Annotated in this window: 12 protein-coding genes, 1 tRNA gene and 3 pseudogenes; 10 read left to right on the plus strand and 6 right to left on the minus strand. The window is 60.7% G+C overall.

Going from position 1 to position 17660, the window contains the following annotated elements; translation table 11 throughout:
* Window positions 1–231: 231 nt before the first annotated feature.
* A pseudogene (locus JWQ90_RS07665) lies at window positions 232–1155 on the minus strand (aldo/keto reductase).
* A gap of 79 nt (window positions 1156–1234) precedes the next feature.
* Here JWQ90_RS07665 and JWQ90_RS07670 point away from each other — a divergent pair.
* Window positions 1235–1642 (plus strand): annotated as a pseudogene (locus tag JWQ90_RS07670) (LysR substrate-binding domain-containing protein); the annotation flags it as partial.
* Between the two features lie 11 nt (window positions 1643–1653).
* On the plus strand, window positions 1654–2238 hold the full coding sequence (locus JWQ90_RS07675) for a 2'-5' RNA ligase family protein (protein WP_299691635.1): 585 nt from the start codon (window positions 1654–1656) through the stop codon (window positions 2236–2238).
* Window positions 2239–2286: 48 nt separating this feature from the next.
* Here the strand turns inward: JWQ90_RS07675 and JWQ90_RS07680 are convergent, their stop codons facing one another.
* The gene (locus JWQ90_RS07680) at window positions 2287–4446 is read right to left on the minus strand and encodes a TonB-dependent receptor (protein ID WP_299691637.1); all 2160 of its coding nucleotides are present in this window, start codon (window positions 4444–4446) and stop codon (window positions 2287–2289) included.
* Window positions 4447–4658: 212 nt separating this feature from the next.
* Between JWQ90_RS07680 and JWQ90_RS29140 the strand changes: the two are divergent.
* The 8 genes and pseudogenes from JWQ90_RS29140 to JWQ90_RS07715 form a co-directional block, all read left to right on the plus strand.
* Window positions 4659–4958: pseudogene (locus JWQ90_RS29140) on the plus strand (DUF559 domain-containing protein); the annotation flags it as partial.
* Window positions 4959–5003: 45 nt separating this feature from the next.
* Window positions 5004–5468 carry a tRNA adenosine(34) deaminase TadA gene (gene tadA / locus JWQ90_RS29145; protein ID WP_366919464.1) on the plus strand — a complete coding sequence of 155 codons (465 nt, stop codon included), beginning with the start codon at window positions 5004–5006 and terminating at the stop codon, window positions 5466–5468.
* Window positions 5469–5504: 36 nt separating this feature from the next.
* Window positions 5505–5579, plus strand: a tRNA-Val gene (locus JWQ90_RS07690).
* A 164-nt stretch (window positions 5580–5743) separates the two neighbouring features.
* Complete coding sequence (locus tag JWQ90_RS07695) at window positions 5744–6949, plus strand: integrase arm-type DNA-binding domain-containing protein (RefSeq protein WP_299691641.1); 1206 nt, start codon at window positions 5744–5746, stop codon at window positions 6947–6949.
* Between the two features lie 124 nt (window positions 6950–7073).
* Complete coding sequence (locus tag JWQ90_RS07700) at window positions 7074–9872, plus strand: DNA methyltransferase (protein WP_299691644.1); 2799 nt, start codon at window positions 7074–7076, stop codon at window positions 9870–9872.
* Complete coding sequence (locus JWQ90_RS07705) at window positions 9869–10930, plus strand: PDDEXK nuclease domain-containing protein (protein WP_299691646.1); 1062 nt, start codon at window positions 9869–9871, stop codon at window positions 10928–10930. Before JWQ90_RS07700 ends, JWQ90_RS07705 begins: the two co-directional genes overlap by 4 nt.
* Complete coding sequence (locus JWQ90_RS07710; RefSeq protein WP_299691649.1) at window positions 10927–13029, plus strand: DEAD/DEAH box helicase; 2103 nt, start codon at window positions 10927–10929, stop codon at window positions 13027–13029. Before JWQ90_RS07705 ends, JWQ90_RS07710 begins: the two co-directional genes overlap by 4 nt.
* The gene (locus JWQ90_RS07715) at window positions 13022–14206 is read left to right on the plus strand and encodes a GIY-YIG nuclease family protein (RefSeq protein ID WP_299691652.1); all 1185 of its coding nucleotides are present in this window, start codon (window positions 13022–13024) and stop codon (window positions 14204–14206) included. The genes JWQ90_RS07710 and JWQ90_RS07715 overlap by 8 nt, the downstream gene beginning before the upstream one ends.
* 86 nt (window positions 14207–14292) lie before the next feature.
* Here JWQ90_RS07715 and JWQ90_RS07720 read toward each other — a convergent pair whose 3' ends face one another.
* The 4 genes from JWQ90_RS07720 to mobC all read right to left on the minus strand — a co-directional run bounded on the left by JWQ90_RS07720 (window position 14293) and on the right by mobC (window position 17660).
* Window positions 14293–15390, minus strand: coding sequence for a hypothetical protein (locus JWQ90_RS07720; RefSeq protein WP_299691655.1), 1098 nt, complete (start codon window positions 15388–15390; stop codon window positions 14293–14295).
* A 16-nt stretch (window positions 15391–15406) separates the two neighbouring features.
* A complete protein-coding gene (locus JWQ90_RS07725; protein WP_299691658.1) occupies window positions 15407–15796 on the minus strand; it encodes a TIR domain-containing protein in 390 nt (129 codons plus the stop codon).
* A 135-nt stretch (window positions 15797–15931) separates the two neighbouring features.
* Window positions 15932–17125: a relaxase/mobilization nuclease domain-containing protein gene (locus tag JWQ90_RS07730; protein ID WP_299691661.1), complete on the minus strand. Its 1194-nt coding sequence runs from the start codon at window positions 17123–17125 to the stop codon at window positions 15932–15934.
* Complete coding sequence (mobC, locus tag JWQ90_RS07735; protein ID WP_299691664.1) at window positions 17112–17660, minus strand: plasmid mobilization relaxosome protein MobC; 549 nt, start codon at window positions 17658–17660, stop codon at window positions 17112–17114. The genes JWQ90_RS07730 and mobC overlap by 14 nt, the downstream gene beginning before the upstream one ends.

A 17660-nucleotide genomic window follows, 5' to 3' on the forward strand; every position in this document is an offset into this window, starting at 1 on the left:
GCCCAGGCCCGTGTCGGCACTGGGCATCGCTCACGCGACCGCCAACCATCCCCCGTTCTGTCCAGCCTGGATTGGACTCGCTGACTTCTCGCCGCCAGATTTACGCGGATTTGAACCGCCGTTCACAAAGGGTATCCGTACGCGACAGAATGCGGTGAGCAAGACTTTCAAAGCAGGTGCAAAAGGGGGGCGATGAGCGTTATCAATAGTGAGCTTCCGAAGGGGTGGGCTTCAGTCCGTGTGGACAGGGTTGGCGCTGTCCGACTCGGCCGTCAGAGGTCCCCTGATAAGCACACCGGCGAGCTGGTCCGGCCGACGCGCGCCCCACAGCGCAAGCGTCGGTCCCTGGTCGAGGATCCAGCGTATCGCCAGCGCCAGCACCGACTTGCCGTGGCGTTCGCGCGCGTAGCGCTCCAGCGCATCGACGGCCGCCAGGTATTGGCCGAAGCGCGGTTGCTGGAACTTGGGATCGGAGCTGCGAAGGTCGTCGCGCGGAAAGACCGTGTCCGCACGCATGCGTCCCGATAGCAGCCCGCGGCACAGGGTGCCGTACGCGAGGACCGTCAGGCCGTGCTGCCTGGCGTAGCGCAGCACGTCGTTCTCGATGCTGCGCTCGAACAGGTTGGGCGGCTGCACCGTGGCCAGCGGCGCCTTGCGGCTGAAGCTCTCCATCTGCGACGGCGAATAGTTGCTCACGCCGATGGCGAGGATCTTTCCCTCGCGCCGGAGAGTCTCCAGCTGCATGGCGGTCTCGTCGTGAGGCACCAGCGGGTCCGGCCAGTGGATCTGGTAGAGATCGATGCGGTCCGTGCGCAGCCGGCGCAGCGAGTCCTCCACCTCGGTGCGGATGCGCGCTGCCGTCGCATTGCGCCGCACCGAACCGTTTGGCCAGTCCAGGCCCGCCTTGGTGGCGATCACGGCCTGGTCGCGCAGGCCCTCCAGGGCATGGCCGAGCACTTCTTCCGAGTGACCGAAGCTGTAGACCGGCGCGGTGTCGATGAGGTTGATGCCCGAGTCGATGGCAGCGCGTATCGTCGCGATCGACTGGGCGTCGTCGGTACCGCCCCACATCTAGCCGCCGATGGCCCAAGTGCCGAGCCCGACGCGTGAGACAGGTGTCGCGATACCTTCGATATGCAGTGTTTCCATGGTCATCGTCATCCGTTGAAAGAGCGCATTCGATGTAGTTAAAAGGACGATGAATGGATTTCAACGGTCCATTAAACTGCGCGCAACGACGGAGTCACCGATGCCAGCCTTCTCTCGCTCCGAACTGGCCGACAAGCTGGAGCGCGGCTTCCAGGCGATCGGCGATGCATTGGGCGAACTGGATGTCTATCGCGGCGTACCCGCGGGGCGGCTGCGCATCAACGTGCCGCGCGATGCCTCCCGGCTCCTGCTCGGGCCGATACTTCCTGTTTTCTTCGCGGCCTACCCGGACGTCCGGCTCGAAATCACCGTCGAGGACCGTCTGGTCGACATCGTCGCCGACGGCTACGACGCCGGCACCGTGCCGCAGGACATGGTGGCGGTGCCGCTGACGCGGCCCTTGCGCTGGGTGGTCGTCGGCTCGCCGGACTATCTCTCGCGTCGCGGCCGCCCCTCGCAGCCCGCGGACCTGATGCGACATGCCTGCGTGCGCAAGTGAGCAAGGTGAATCGCGCACATCCCTCGGCCCAGGCATCGCTGTTCGGCGAGCCTGAAACCGCGACGGATCGCCTGTTCTTCGCGATCTTCCCGGCCACCGATGCGGCGGCGCAGGCCGCGGCACTCGCATGTGACCTGCGCAGCCGGCATCGTCTCGGCGGCCAGCCGCTGGCGAGTGATCGCCTGCATGTCACGCTGAATCATCTAGGTGACTACGTCGGCGTGCCCAGGGATCTTGTCGCCGCCGCGACCAAAGCGGGCGGCGCGGTCGCGGCATCGTCTTTCGACGTCTGCTTCGATCGCGTTGCGAGCTTCGCGAGCGCGAGGGCTGTGGTGCTGCAAGGGGGTGAGGGTCTCGCGGCCTTGATCGCATTTCAGCAAGCGCTGGTCCTTGAGATGACGAAAGCCGGCCTGGGCCGCAAGGCCGAGAAAAATTTCACGCCGCACATGACCCTGCTCTACGACAAAAGCCCTTTTGCCGAGCAGCCGATCGAACCGGTCAGCTGGACGGTTCAGGAATTCGTGCTCGTCCACAGCCTGCTGGGCCAGACCCGTCACATTGCGCTGGCTCGCTGGCGGCTCCAGGGCTGAAGTATCAGTAGGTCGGCAAGGGATTGCCGACTTACGAAAGCGACCTACTCAATACATCCAGTCGAAGTTCACTCCGGCGAGCAGGCTACGGCCAGGGCCGGGTTCGTAATAGCGGCCGTTGCCGTCGTTGACGATCACCGAGCCGACGTAGTCCTTGCCGAACAGGTTGTCGAGCCGCAGGAAGTTGCGAATCCGCCAGTGCGGCAGATCGAATACGTAGCCCGCGCCAAGGCCGACCAGCGTGTACGACGGCGCCGACTGGGTGTTGATGTCGTTGACCGGCACCGAGCCGATATAGCGTGCGTCGATCTCCGCATTCCATCCGGCGGATCGGCCCCAGTTGAAGGCGCCATACAGGCTGTTCTTCGGCACGCCCGGAATCCGGCTGCCCGCCGGCACCGGCGTGGTCGGCACCGGGCACGGCGTGCTCGAGCAGGTCCGGTAGCCATCACGCACCGTGGCATCGAGCCAGGTGTAGGCGAGTTGCAGGCGCAGATCGCGGACGATCTCGGTGCTCAGGCTGCTCTCGACACCCTGGCGCCGCGTGTGGTCGATATTCAGGTAGGTGGATCGACCGCCGACATTGCTCGCCACCGCCAGCTCCTTGTCGGTATTGGCCTGGAACACCGCGACATCGAATTCGGTTTTGCGCGGCAGGCGCAGCTTGGCGCCGATCTCGGCATTGCGTGTCTTGGACGATTTCAGGTCGAAGTTCAGGCCTGCGCCGCCGTCCGGTCGATAGCCGAGTTCGGCAAACGTCGGTGTCTCGAAGCCCTCGCCGTAGGCACCGTAGAAATGCAGCGCCTTGCTGGCCTGGAACATCAGGCCGGCGACCGGCGTCGTTGCCGAATAGTCCGCCTTGCCGCTGTCGTCGCCGTTGGCGCCGACGATGTAGTGATCGTCGGAATCGAACTTGACCTGGCTGTGCCGCACGCCCGCCAGCGCCGACCAGCGACCGCTCAGCTGATAGCTCGCCTGCAGGTACTCGTCGAGATCGTAGACCTGGTCGGTTTCGTCGCGGCGCAGCGCACCTTTGACGCCGACCTCGGTGCCGATGAAGTTGTTGTATCCGCGCCGATGCTGTGACAGATCGTCGAAGCTCATGCCGGCGACCAGGCTGAATTTCCGGTCACCCAACAGGCCCGCATAAGTCCAGCGCGCATCGCTGCCGCCGTAGTCGCTGCCCAGGCTCACGACGCCGCCGGAATGTGTCGCGCTCGCCTGCTGCACGCTGATCGGGATCGCCAGGTACTGCTCGATATTGCGCTGCCCGTAGTAGCCGAGCACGCGGATGCTCTGCTCGTCGTTGAGGCGAAGATCGTAGATCGCGCCGCCCTGAACCTGGTCGGCGCTCTTGCGGGTGTTGAACTGCGTCGCCACCGGGGCCGCCTGGCTCGGATGATCTTCGAACTGCGCGCGGCTCAGGCCCAGCGGGTCCTGCGCGTCAGGGGACGAGAAGGAATTCAGTACGAACGTCAGCTTGCTGTCGGTCGACAGTTGCCAGCCGAGCTTGGTGTTGAAGGATTCGCGCCGCGCCTCGCTGTGATCGCGAAAGCCCTCGGTATGGAAGGCGGTGTAGTTGAAGTTGTAGTCGATGTTCTTTTCGGGGTCGAGGCTGGCTCTGACGCCGATGCTGGTGCGCCAGGTGCCGAAGCTGCCGCCGGCCATGCCGCCGGACACGATGGGCTGGTCCGACCCGTCGGCGGTGAACATCTGTATGACGCCGCCGGAGGAGTTCCCGTACATCGCCGAGAACGGCCCGCGCAGCACTTCCACGCGGTCGGCCGAGCCGATGTTGAAGTGCGAGACCTGGCCCTGGCCGTCGGGCTGGGTCGCCGGGATGCCGTCCAGATACAGGCGCACGCCGCGCACGCCGAAGGTCGAGCGCGCGCCGAAGCCGCGGATCGATATCTGCGTGTCCTGGGCGTAGTTCTGGCGATCGCGGGCGAGCAGGCCGGCGACCGCGGGCAGGGATTCGGACAGGTTCACGCCCAGGGAGTTGCCGTGAAGATCGTTGCCGGAGACGACGTCGATCGAGGCGGGCACGTCGAACGCGGCCACTGGCAGGCGGGTTGCGGTGACGGTGACGGTTTCGACTGCGGCCGGTGCCTGCGCATCACGGCTCGCATCGGCCGATGCGACACCCGATAAGGTGGCGAGCACCGCGCCGCTGATCCAGCGGGCGGTTCCGACTTGTCGATTACGCATGCTCTCTCCGTCATTTTTATTGGTTTGGTCCAGCTTGTCAGGCGTTGCGCCGACCCGTCCGGCGCGCAACTCTACACGCTGTAGTAGTCGAAACATTGTGGCCGACCGCCGCCAGTCGCGGCGACTCGTGCCGCATAAAGACTGCTGCTAACGTGGCAGCTTCGTGCTGCGCGCCGCCGGCAGCGTCAACCACATTCCGACCGAGGCCGACCATGGAGGACGTGAAACCGCCGGCACCGCCCGACCCGCTGCCGCCACGCCGCCGGCCGACCGAAGCCGAACTCCGGCTGTGGCCGTATCTGCGCCGCAAGATCCCGGGCTGCCGGTTTCGCCGCGACGAAGCCGTTGGCCCCTACATCGTCGACTTCATCTGCCTCGCTCCAAAAATCATCATCGAGATCGATTCGGCCGACATTGACCGGGAGCAATGCTTGCGGGCTGAAGGCTTCCAGCTGCTGAGCTTCAACAGCGAGGACGTGCTCGCCGACACCGCCGGCGTCGTCAGCCGCATCCTCGCCGAACTGCCGGATTCCGCCGCATCCACCCGCCAGGGCGCTGTGCTGCCCGAAGACGAGCGCTGGATGCGCCATGCGCTGATGGTCGCGCGCCGCGCCGCCGACGCGGGCGAGGTACCGGTCGGTGCGGTGCTGGTCGACCGCAATGGCGAGATCGTCGCCGAAGGCTGGAACCTGCCGATCTCGCTGCACGACGCCAGCGCACACGCCGAGATGCTGGCGCTGCGCAGCGCCGGCCAGAAGCTGGGCAACTACCGGCTTGCCGGCACCACGCTGTATGTGACGCTGGAGCCCTGCGTGATGTGCGCCGGCGCGATCATCCATGCGCGCGTGTCGCGCCTGGTGTTCGGCGCGCGCGACCCCAAGGCTGGTGCGGTCGACTCGGTCTACGACGTCATCGCGCGGCCGCGGCTGAATCATCAGCCGGAATGGGTCGGCGGCGTACTCGAAGGTGAGGCTGCCGAACTGCTGCGCGACTTCTTCCGCGAGCGCCGCACGCCGCGTTGACGCACCCCGGAGCGGGCTCTATCATTCGCGCCCTTCGGATAGTTAGCTCAGCGGTAGAGCATCGCCTTCACACGGCGGGGGTCACAGGTTCAATCCCTGTACTATCCACCAAACAAGTGTCCAAAGAAGTCCAAGGCTGCACATAACCCCGCGTAATTGCGGGGTTTTTTGTGTCCTTCGATCCGAAGGTGTCCGAGCTGATCCATTGACTTCCGGGGGCAACTGGGGGCAACTGTGGGGGCAAGTCACCTCAACTCCAAAGCGGTTGCCCCCAAATGCCCCTTACAGCGACGGCAATTCGTAACGTCAAACCGGCCGCAAAGGCACAACGGCTGTTCGACGGAGGGGGTCTTTACCTGGAAGTTGCCCCCAATGGGGGCAAGTGGTGGCGTCTGAAGTACCGTTTTGGGGGCAAGGAGAAGCGCATTTCCTTCGGAGTCTTCCCGGACGTGTCGCTCAGCGATGCGCGGGAAAAGCGCGACGAGGCCCGCAAGCTGCTCGGCAAGGGAATCGATCCCGGCGAGAGCCGGAAGGCGCTGAAGGCGGCGGTAGAGAAGGCCAGCGACAGCTTTGAGGTGATCGCCCGCGAGTGGTTCGCCAAGCACAAGCCAAATTGGGTCGAAAGCCATTCCTCAAAAGTGGAGGCACGGTTGGAGCGCGACCTGTTCCCCTGGCTTGGCATGCGTCCGATTGCTTCGATCACCGCTCCAGATGTTTTGGCCACACTGCGCCGAATCGAATTCCGTGGTGCCTTGGACACGGCGCACCGCGCCAAGCAGGACTGCGGCGCCGTCTTCCGCTACGCAGTCGCCACAGGTCGCGCCGAACGTGATCCGACCGGTGACCTGCGCGGCGCCCTACCGCCAGCGAAGGGCGGGCACTTCGCGACAATCACTGACCCCAAGGCGATCGGTGAACTACTGCGCGCCACCGGCACATATTCAGGTGGCTTCGTGACCGGATGCGCGCTGCGGCTGGCACCGTTGGTCTTCGTTCGTCCTGGCGAGCTTAGGAATGCCGAGTGGTCCGAAGTCGACTCCGAGAAAGCCGAGTGGCGCATTCCCGGCGAGAAAATGAAGATGAGGGTGCCGCACATCGTCCCGCTCTCGGAGCAAGCGCTGGCTGTTCTGGCAGACCTCCGACCACTGACCGGCGAAGGCCGCTACCTGTTCCCCAGCGTGCGCACCGGTTCTCGGCCAATGTCTGAGAACACGGTTCTGGCCGCTCTGCGCCGTCTCGGATACTCGACCGAGCAGATGACTGGCCATGGATTCCGAGCGATGGCATCAACGCTGCTGAACGAGCAGGGCTGGAACAAGGACGCGATTGAGAGGCAGTTGGCGCATTCCGAGCGCAACCGGGTGAGAGCCTCATACAACTATGCCGAGCACCTGCCGGAGCGTCGAAGGATGATGCAGGCATGGGCGGACCATCTTGATGCGCTCACTTTCACGCAAAAGGACCAGCCCCGCCGGGCCTGATGTAGGACAATGAGACGCGGCGTCTTGGGTAAGGCGGTGGGGCACCTCCGAACTCTCGCCATAGACCCACGTCAATTACTGAAACCGCCGCATTTCGTGTGCGCGATTTGGACAGCGGCAGACCATGAATGCAGTAGAAATCGAGACCGCAATATCGGAGTTGGCCCTTCAGCCGTTCGATGGGGCAGAGTTTCCCTACGCGTTCCTGGCTGCCTTCGGTAACAAGGACACCGCCCTTAAGCGCCTGCGTGCAGGCAACAATAATGCGTCGGATGTGTTCGGTGGAGTGCTCCAGCGCAGCAACATCCATCTTGCCGTGTGCGAACCCGATGCTGTCGGTGAAACGCTCAAGGCCCTGCGCGCCAGCCCGGCCACTACCAAGGGTAAGGCCAAGTTTATCCTCGCCACCGACGGGGAGACTCTGGAGGCTGAAGAACTAGCCAATGGCGAGACAATCGCCTGCGCCTACTCGGACTTCTCCAATCATTTTGGTTTTTTCCTGCCGCTGGCAGGTATCTCCACTATCAAGGAGATCAAGGACAACCCGGTTGATGTGCGCGCCACAGGGCGCCTGAACAAGCTGTATGTCGAGTTGCTGCGCGAGAACCCGAGCTGGGCCTCGGACGCGCGTCGCGCCGATATGAACCACTTCATGGCACGATTGATTTTCTGCTTTTTTGCCGAAGATACCGACATCTTCAACGGCGAGGGCCTGCTCACGCAGACCGTGGAGCAGATGAGCGAGCGCGACGGCGCCAATACGCACGAGGTGCTGCAAACCGTCTTCCGCGCGATGAACATCAAGGTCGCCGATCGCCCCGATGCCGAGCCGCGTTTACCAAGCTGGGCCAATGGCTTCCCGTATGTAAACGGCGGCCTGTTCAGCGGCAGCACCGAGGTGCCGCGCTTTACGCGCATGGCGCGCACTTATCTGAACCACGCCGGCAATCTGAACTGGAAGCAGATCAACCCGGACATCTTTGGCAGCATGATCCAGGCCGTGGCTGACGACGAAGAGCGCGGCGCGCTCGGCATGCACTACACCAGCGTGCCCAATATCCTCAAAGTGCTGAATCCGCTGTTTCTGGATGAGTTGCGCGCCGCTTTGAATGAGGCCGGCGATAACGATCGCAAATTGCTGAACCTGCGCAAGCGCATGGCGCGTATCCGCGTGTTCGATCCGGCCTGCGGGTCCGGCAATTTTCTGGTTATCGCGTATAAGCAGATGCGCGAAATCGAGGCGCAAATCAATCGCCGACGCGGCGAATCGAGTCTGGGTAGTGAAATCCCGCTGACCAACTTTCGCGGCATCGAGCTGCGCGATTTTCCAGCGGAAATTGCTCGGCTTGCGCTAATCATTGCCGAGTTCCAGTGCGACGTGCTGTATCGCGGGCAGAAGGACGCGCTTGCGGAATTTCTGCCGCTGGATACGCAGAACTGGATCGTTTGCGGTAATGCGCTGAGGCTGGATTGGTTGAGTATTTGCCCGCCTACGGGTGCGGGCGTGAAGCTAATTGCTGATGACTTGTTCGGCACACCGCTCAACCAGACAGAAATCAGCTTCGAGAATGAGGGCGGCGAAACGTATGTCTGCGGAAATCCGCCATACAAAGGTGGAACGGAGCAGAACGCGATACAAAAATCGGATATGAAAGCTCTGTTCGAATCTGAAACCGATAGTTGGAAGTCGCTCGATTACGTTTCCGGTTGGTTTATAAAGTTTGCACGGTACGCAATAGCAACAAGGGCTGCTTGCGCCTTCGTCAGCACTAATTCGATTACCCAAGGCGAACAAGTGGCACGCCTGTGGCCGCTTATTCTTGGTGGTGGGCTACGAATTAGGTTCGCATACACCTCTTTCAAATGGGCGAACCTTGCTGCGCATAATGCCGGTGTCACGGTCGTTATTATCGGACTTTCTACAAATTCGGCAAGCAAGGTGTCGTTGTACGAGGAAGCCGGCGATGACGGTGTTAAGCGGCGTGATGTTGATAATATCAATGCCTATCTTGTTCCCACTCGTGACATCTTAGTCGAAACCTCAACAGACGCTATTTGTCCGCTTGGAAAAATGACTAAGGGAAATCAGCCGGCAGATGGTGGAAATCTTCTCTTTGGCGTGAATGAAGCACGGTTGATGAAGCAACAAGATGGGCGGGTTTTGCCATTTATTCGTCCATTTATTGGAGCTGCTGACACAATCCAGGGTGGTCTGAGGTATTGCTTGTGGATTAATGATAAACAAGCTGATTTCGCACTGAGTATTCCGGCAATCAAGGAACGCACAGATCGAGTTGTTGAGATGCGCTCGGCGAGTGGAAAGGAGTTCACGAGGAAATGCGCAGAAACTCCGTATGCGTTTCAGCAGGTTCGTCAGACTGGCGAGGAGGCTGTTGTTCTGGTTCCACGCCATTCCTCGGCCGCCAGACCATATTTGCCGGTCAGTCTCTATCCAAAAGGTGCAATCGTTGCAGATGGAGCATTCGCAATGTTTGATGCTCCTCGTTGGGCTTTTTCGCTTCTTGTTTCACGCATACACCTAATTTGGATCGCGACTGTCTGTGGGCGAATTAAAACCGATTTTCGCTACTCCAGCACCCTCGGCTGGAACACCTTCCCGGTGCCGCTGCTCACCGAGCAGAATAAGGCCGATCTGACTGCCTGCTCCGAAAACATCCTGCTGGCCCGGGAAGCGCATTTCCCCGCCACCATCGCCGACCTCTACGACCCGGACGTTATGCCGGACAACCTGCGCCACGCTCACGAGCGCAACGACGAAGTGCTGGAACGCATCTACATCGGCCGCCGCTTCAAGAACGACACCGAGCGGCTGGAGAAACTGTTCGAGCTGTATACGAAGATGACGGCAGCAGCGGCCAAGGCCGTGGTCGCCACGAAGGCGCCCAGGGGAAAGAAAGCATGAGCGATAGCCCCATTAGTATGACTAAACCCCCCGAAGGCTATGCCGACTGGCTGGCCGATCTCAAAGGCCGTATCCACGCCGCGCAGCAGCGCGCCACGCTGGCGGTCAACCGCGAATTGGTGCTGCTGTACTGGCAGATCGGGCGAGACATTCTGGCGCGGCAGGCCGAACAGGGCTGGGGTGCCAAGGTGATCGAGCGGCTGGCGCACGACCTGCGCACAGCTTTTCCCGCTATGAAGGGTTTTTCTCCGCGTAATCTCAAGTACATGCGCGCTTTTGCCGAAGCGTGGCCCGATGCAGACTTTGTGCAACAGGCTGCTGCACAATTGCCCTGGGGACACAATCTGGTTCTGCTGGACAGGCTCAACTCGCCGGAAGAGCGTCGCTGGTACTTAGCCAAAGCCATCGAGCACAACTGGTCTCGAAACGTACTAAACATCCAAATCGAAACCGGCCTGCTGGCGCGCAGCGGCGTGGCGGTCACCAACTTCGAGGCTCGCCTGCCAAAGCCGCAATCCGACTTGGCTCGTGAGTCGCTCAAAGACCCCTACCGCTTCGACTTCCTCGGCCTGACCGATGAGGCGCAGGAGCGCGCGATAGAGAACGCTCTGGTGAAACACGTCACCGAGTTCTTGCTGGAACTTGGCGCGGGCTTCGCATTCGTCGGTCGCCAGGTGCTGCTGAACGTTGGCGGTGACGAGTTTTTCATCGACCTGTTGTTCTATCACCTCAAGCTGCGCTGTTATGTAGTGATCGAACTCAAGGGCGGCAAGTTCAAGCCCGAGCACCTGGGCCAACTCGGTTTTTATCTAACTGCGGTGGATCGCCAAGTCAAAAGCGAGCAAGACAACCCAACCATCGGCCTCTTGCTCTGCAAGAGCAAGAACAAGGTGGTGGCTGAATATGCCTTGGGCGACAAGACCCAGCCCATGGGTATTGCCGAATATAAGTTGCTCGAATCCCTCCCTGCCGAGCTGCAGACCAGCCTGCCCAGCATCGAACAGATCGAGCGCGAACTCACGGGCGGCGGCATATCCACTGAAGACGACTCGGAATGATCAACCCAACCAATACATATACCGTGCCGTCGGTGTCCATCACCACGGCGCGCACGGGCGCTTCAAACAAGGCCAACGCGCTGGGTATGCGGGCCATGCAGGAGCGCGTCTACGCCAAGCGGGGCGAGCAGTATCTGCTGATCAAGTCGCCGCCGGCCTCGGGGAAGTCCCGCGCGCTGATGTTCGTTGCGCTGGACAAGCTCAATAATCAGGGTTTGCAGCAGGCCATCGTCGTCGTGCCGGAGCGCTCGATTGGCGGCAGCTTTTCCGATGAGCCCTTGAGCCAGTACGGCTTCTACTGGGATTGGCAGGTCGCGCCGCAGTGGAACCTGTGCAATGCCCCCGGCGCGGACGAGCCCCGCGTGGCCAAGTCCAAGGTGGACGCGGTGCGCAAGTTCCTGGCGAGCACCGACAAGGTGCTAGTTTGCACCCATGCCACCTTCCGGTTCGCAGTGGACGAACTGGGCATCGAGGCGTTCGACAAACGTCTCATCGCCATCGACGAGTTCCACCACGTCTCCAGCAATCCGGACAACCGGCTGGGCAGCCAGCTGGGTGCGTTGATCACCCGTGACAAGGTGCATCTGGTCGCGATGACCGGCTCCTACTTTCGCGGCGACAGCGAGGCAGTGCTGGCGCCTGCGGACGAAGCTCGATTCGAGACCGTCACCTACACCTACTACGAACAACTCAACGGCTATCGCTGGCTCAAGTCGCTGGACATCGGCTATTTCTTCTACACCGGCCGTTACGTGGATGCCGTCGCCAAGGTCTTGGACCCGGCGCTGAAGACCATCGTTCACATTCCCAACGTCAATTCGCGCGAGAGCCTGCAAGACAAAGAGCGCGAAGTGAACGAGATCATGAGTGCGCTGGGCGAATGGAAGGGCGTCGATCCGTCCACCGGCTTTCACCATGTGCAAGCCAAGGATGGTCGTATTTTGAAGGTGGCTGATCTTGTCGATGACAGCGATGCTGCCAAGCGTTCTCGCGTCTTGTCAGCATTGAAGGACTCGGCGCAAAAGGAAAATCGAGACCATGTCGATGTTGTCATCGCACTGGGTATGGCGAAAGAAGGCTTTGATTGGATTTGGTGCGAGCATGCGTTGACTATCGGCTATCGCAGCAGCCTGACCGAGATTGTGCAGATCATTGGCCGTGCCACCCGTGATGCGAACGGGAAGGAACGAGCGCGCTTCACCAATCTGATCGCCGAGCCCGCGGCAGAACAAACTGCCGTTGCCGAGGCAGTGAACGACATGCTCAAGGCCATCTCTGCCAGCTTGCTGATGGAGCAAGTGCTGGCGCCGCGCTATGAGTTCACGCCGAAGGACGCCGGGGAGAAGCCAGGCTTTAACTACGGACCCGACGGTTATCAAACAGGTCGCACTAATGTTGGCGTGAACGAGTCCACGGGCCAGTATCACGTCGAGATCAACGGATTGGCTACACCGGAAACGCCCGAAGCCACTCGCATCTGCAAAGAAGACTTGAACGAGGTGGTTACGAGTTTCTTGCAGGACAAGACCGTAGTGGAGCGCGGCCTGTTCGACAAGGAAAACACGCTACCCGAAGAGCTGACCCAGTTGCGTATGGGTAAGATCGTGCGCGAGCGATACCCGGACCTGAGCGAAGTCGATCAGGAGGCCATCCGACAGCACGCCATCGCGGCCATGAACATCACCCAACAGGCGAAGCTGGCCCTAGCTCAGGCGGATGCAGCGGGATCGTCACAAGGTAGCACCGCTTTGCTGGATGGCGTGCGCAAGTTCGTCAACGTGCGCGACCTGGACATCGACCTGATCGACCGCATCAACCCCTTTGATGCGGCCTACGCCGTGTTGGCAAAAGCGATGGACGAAAAATCGCTGCGGCAGGTGCAGGCCAGCATTGCCGCCAAGAAGGTAAGCATTCCCGAGGACGAAGCCCGCGAACTTGCGAAACGCGCCTTGCAGTTCAAAAACGAGCGAGGTCGCCTGCCGGACATCAACTCAGCCGATGCTTGGGAAAAGAAAATGGCCGAGGGCGTTGCCGCGCTGGTGCGCTACCGCGCTCAGGCCAAGGCGACCCAGGCGCAAGGGAAGTCTAGCGATGGCTGACATGGACGATGACGCCCTACTAGATGCTCTGGGTGTAGAAATCGCGCCGCTGAAGGCCGGCAGCCGAACTCCGCGTGAGGAACGTATCATCGCCGGCTTCGAGGACATCTTGCGCTTCCACCAGGCCCACGGTCGCGCGCCGCTGCATGGAGAGGATCACGATATCTTCGAGCGCTTATATGCCGTGCGCCTGGACCAGCTGCGCAGGCTGCCGGAAGCGCAAACCTTGTTGGCCGAGCTGGATAGTCCGGGACTTTTGGCGGGAGCTATGGCGGTCGTGGTCGATGCGGATGGCTTGGATGAAGATGCACTCCTGGCCGAGTTGGGCATTGGCGACGAACCCGCGGCCGAAGACGACATCACCGTGCTTCGCCATGTGCGGTCTCACGCCGAGAAACGTGTGGCAGAGGAAGTTGCCGATCGCATGCCCTGCGCGGACTTCGACAAGTTTGAACCCTTATTCGAGCAGGTAGAACGCGACCTTAAGTCCGGTGCTCGCAAAACGCTGCGGTTCGGGCGGGATACCAGCATCGCCAACGGGAACTATTTCATCGTAGGTGGGCAACTGGCTTATGTGGCGGAGACCGGCGAGGCCATCAAGGCACCGAACGGCGAGAGCGATGCTCGCTTGCGCGTCATCTATGCCAATGGCACGGAAAGCAATTTGCTTCGCCGCTCCTTACAGCGAGCGCTATATAAGGACGATACCGGCCGGCGTCTGACTGATCCAGACTTGGGGCCGCTGTTCGGCGATGAGTCAGAGCCTGACGACATTGAAAGCGGAACGATCTACGTGCTGCGTAGCCTGTCCAGCCATCCATTCGTTATCGAGCACCGCGAACTGATCCACAAAATCGGCGTGACGGGCGGAAAGGTTGAAGCGCGGATCGCAGCGGCGGAAAAGGATGCCACTTACCTTCTTGCTGATGTTGAAGTAATTGCTACCTACACGCTTCACAATCTGAATCGCGTCAGGCTGGAAAATATTTTCCACCGTTTATTTGGCGGTGCTCAGCTCGATTTGACGATTGAAGATCGCTTTGGAAATCCGGTGAAGCCAAGGGAATGGTTTCTGGTGCCGCTGCATGTGATTGACGAAGCGGTGCAGCACATTCGTGACGGGTCAATTACCGATCTGATCTATGACCCGAAAGCAGCGCGGTTGATCGGTATCTGAAATAGTCAGAACGGTGTACTTTTTTATAAAAATCTGATCCGTGCGCCGTCCTACGTGGTCGCCTTGGTGGACCTCTGAGGTCGGAGTTATAGAACGAATCGTGCGTCTTCATGCAACAAAAGAAAGGCACGCATCTCTTGATAGACGACCCTCTCGGTCTCAACCATGAGTTTTTGCTTCTCCGGCAGGCTCGTCGTTTGGTCGAACTGCCTGAGCAATCGCTTCAAATTCGCGCGGTAATTCGAGTATCGCTCAATCTCTCGGCCGGGCTGAAGCCCTTCCTCGAACGCCCTGGTTGCCATCATGACGATAGCTAGCCAGACGACGACGACCTCGATCAAATGGCCGACTGCTTGCCCTCTGGCGAGGGTGGCGGCCACCCATAGATGCAGGGCAAACATAACAGCGATACAAGCGAGAGCTATAGCACGCAATACGCGAAATTGACCGGCTGCCGATTTTGGTAGCAACTTCGCGTCGTTGCGCAGCATTGTATTTGCGTATTGAATCTGGTGTTCGAGCCGAAGCAGACGATATGCGGCTAAAAAGTCCTCGGCCGCAGACCCGATTTCCGTAGGTATCGAGGAGCTGTCGGCGATCAGCATCTCGAATTCGCTGTCGTCACTATCATCGAGAACCGCCTTAAGTTTCGCGGCCTCGTGCCCCTCGTAGCGTAGGCCAAAGGCTGACAGCCATGTTCGGCGATTGGCCAACAGATCCTGCATCCGCTGCCCATCTTGTAAAGCGACCAGAACTTCCGGTAACCGGAAGACCATGATCTGAAAGTGCAGCTGCCTTAAGCGCTCTGTCATCAAACGATGACAAAACCAATCGTGTTTGCTGGATTCGCTGGCAATTCCTAATGCACCGATAAGAACACTGACGATGCCGAGAAAGGCGGAAATCCATCCGATAGCCCGCGGCCAGTCGCCAGCATCTTCTAGCAGCGGGCTTGAAGATGCGCCCAGCAGCGCAACTACCCCCATTGCGATAGCGGCGATGCCCCAGCGTTGACGCTTTTTCTTCAGCCGATTCGCAGGTCGATCGTGCCTGCCGAAGGTCTCTCTCAACTCTGGAAAATCAAGTAGCGGGAAGAGATTCGGAAAAGTCCTGCTTGCGAGTTCCCGGTCGTCCTGAGAAAGCAATAGATCGTCGTTAAATTTTGGTTCTTCGAAGGAGGCCATAGCGATGGGGGCAGCTTTATCGCCCGCCAGCGATCAATGTCTTCAAATTTTCCCAAGTCCAGTTATAAAGCTTGTCCGATGAGCTCGCGGACGTGGGTTTGGTGCAAGTCTTCGTGGAATAGGCCTGCAAAAGGAAGTAGGGTTTGTTCTTTTCCTTGGCTATCGACAATTCCTCAGCGACACCTTTTGCCGTATGAGTAGATTCGCCGCACAGGACAATAACAACGTCGATATTGTCCATGCGGCGCCTGACCTTTTCCTTCCAGTCACCGGTGAGATGGTCCTTAACGGACGAATCTTTGAACTCGAACGGGCTATCAGAGTGCTTAGCTTGACCGGCGAGCATAATCTTGGCTCCCTCGTCGTGGTCATAGTCAAAACTGATAAAAGCGCGCTTCATAGCCATACTTGCTCCCCGAGATCATCGGTGGTCGATTATACGCCGCTATGAGGTGCGAGCTGGATCAGGCTCGCCCCCAAATACTCTCGGCTTTTCGCGGCAATCGTCGCTGTTCTGGTGCCGACGGCGGCCGATCCAATTTCAACGATCGCGGTCGCGTTCAGAACCCGATTCTCGGCCACGGTTTTTGTTCACGGCGGTGGCTATCTGTTGACCACGGGTGGGCGTCGGCTGGGTTTCATTTGCCAGCACTCGAAGCAACAGCGAGGCACGTTCTAGCGTCTGTCGCCGTGGCTCGTTGTCGGCAGCTTTGGCCTCGATCAGAAGCGCATCGGACTGGTCCCGAAAGCCTTGCGAAACTTGGTGGGCGTTGCGGACTCGGGCCTCTTCCCACGTTTTTTCCGGTGCCGCCGTCCGTCCTTCCGCTGCGACCCGTCGGACCAACTGATCATCCGTCCGCATCCGCAGGCTGGCGGCCTTCGCCTTCAAGGCCGCGGCCTTTTTATGGTCGCCGGCCGACGCTGCCACGGTCGATTCGGACAATAGGCGTTGCTTGCGCGCCTCCAGTCCGCGCTTCACCTGTTCGCGGGTCCAGTGCGCCGGCTTCGGCGCTCCGGTGCGAGCCACTCCCCGCGAACGTGTCGGCGACTTACCCCGTTCCCAGGCTCGTGTCGCATCGACATCAATGCCATGGTCGCGGGCGACCTTGGCGAAGTGCTCCCGCCATGCCTGCACCTCTGCGACGCTCGTATGCAGCCGCTTACCCTGAGCGTTCATAAGGCTCAGGACGACGTGGACGTGCGGCTGTTTCGTGTCGTCGTGACGGACGAACAGATACTCGTGGCCATCCTTTCCGAACCGCTCGGATAAGAACTGGCGGGTCGCTTTGGTCAGTGCTTCCGGCTTTGCCTTCGCGCCAGCATCAAGGATGAAATGCGCCGTGACGCGACGCATCCGCAGCTGGGCAGCGCCCGGCTCCTTCATTCCGGCTCCGGCCTGTTCTGCCCACGACCGGACACGCTTGCGCAACTGATTGATGTCATCGACCGGGGCACCCATCTCGTCCTCGGGCGACAGCTTCCCGTGCCGGCGGATGTACTCGATGTGCCCCAGAATCTTGCTGCCACCATGACCGAACTTTGTGATCTTCAGAATGGCCTGTGGGCGGTGCTGCGCAATCCGAAGGCTACGCGCCAGAGCCCCGCCGGTCCCGCCCGCTCGACGATAGGGCGAGCCCGAACTGCCCGGCCCGAGTAGGCGGCCGGCCTTGGCTTTGCTCCCATGCGGCTGCTCATCGAGCAGGCCCGGCTCGTCGCGTTGGTCAGTTCCGGCCATGTTCGGGCACCGTGCGTGCTCGTGCAGTGGCGACCAGACGACGCCAAGTAAATTCGCTCTCGCTGCACGCCGACGCCAGCTGATCGACGACTTCTGCGAGCGCGTGACCGGGTGCGTCGCCGCCATTGAGCTGGCGCGCAACCTGGTTGAGGTTCACGCCGATCGACCGCATCTGCCGCGCGAGTTCCATCACCGCCATCTGCTCGCGGTCGAGTAAATCGACACCGCCAGTGACGAGTTCGCGCAAAGCTTTTCGGGCCAGCCGGCAGCGGTTGATCCCGGTCTTCACGGCAAGCTGCTGCAGGCCGTACAGTTCCTCTTCGGTGAGCCGAAGACGAAGCTTCTCGCTGCGTTTCTGGCGCCGCGCGAGCGGCGCTGGATTCGTCTTTCTGCTGTCTCGGTGCGCAGCACCGGCGGCCAGCGCAGCGTCCGAGGGCGCAGGCCCTCCTGCAAAATGTCCCCCATTTTGCGAATCGGCGCCCTCACTCTTTTCCTCGCTTTTGACTCTCCTTTCCGCTTCACCTGCGTTCGGCAT

Origin of the sequence: Hydrocarboniphaga sp., assembly GCF_028291725.1 — a bacterium.
Taxonomy (GTDB): Bacteria; Pseudomonadota; Gammaproteobacteria; order Nevskiales; family Nevskiaceae; genus Hydrocarboniphaga.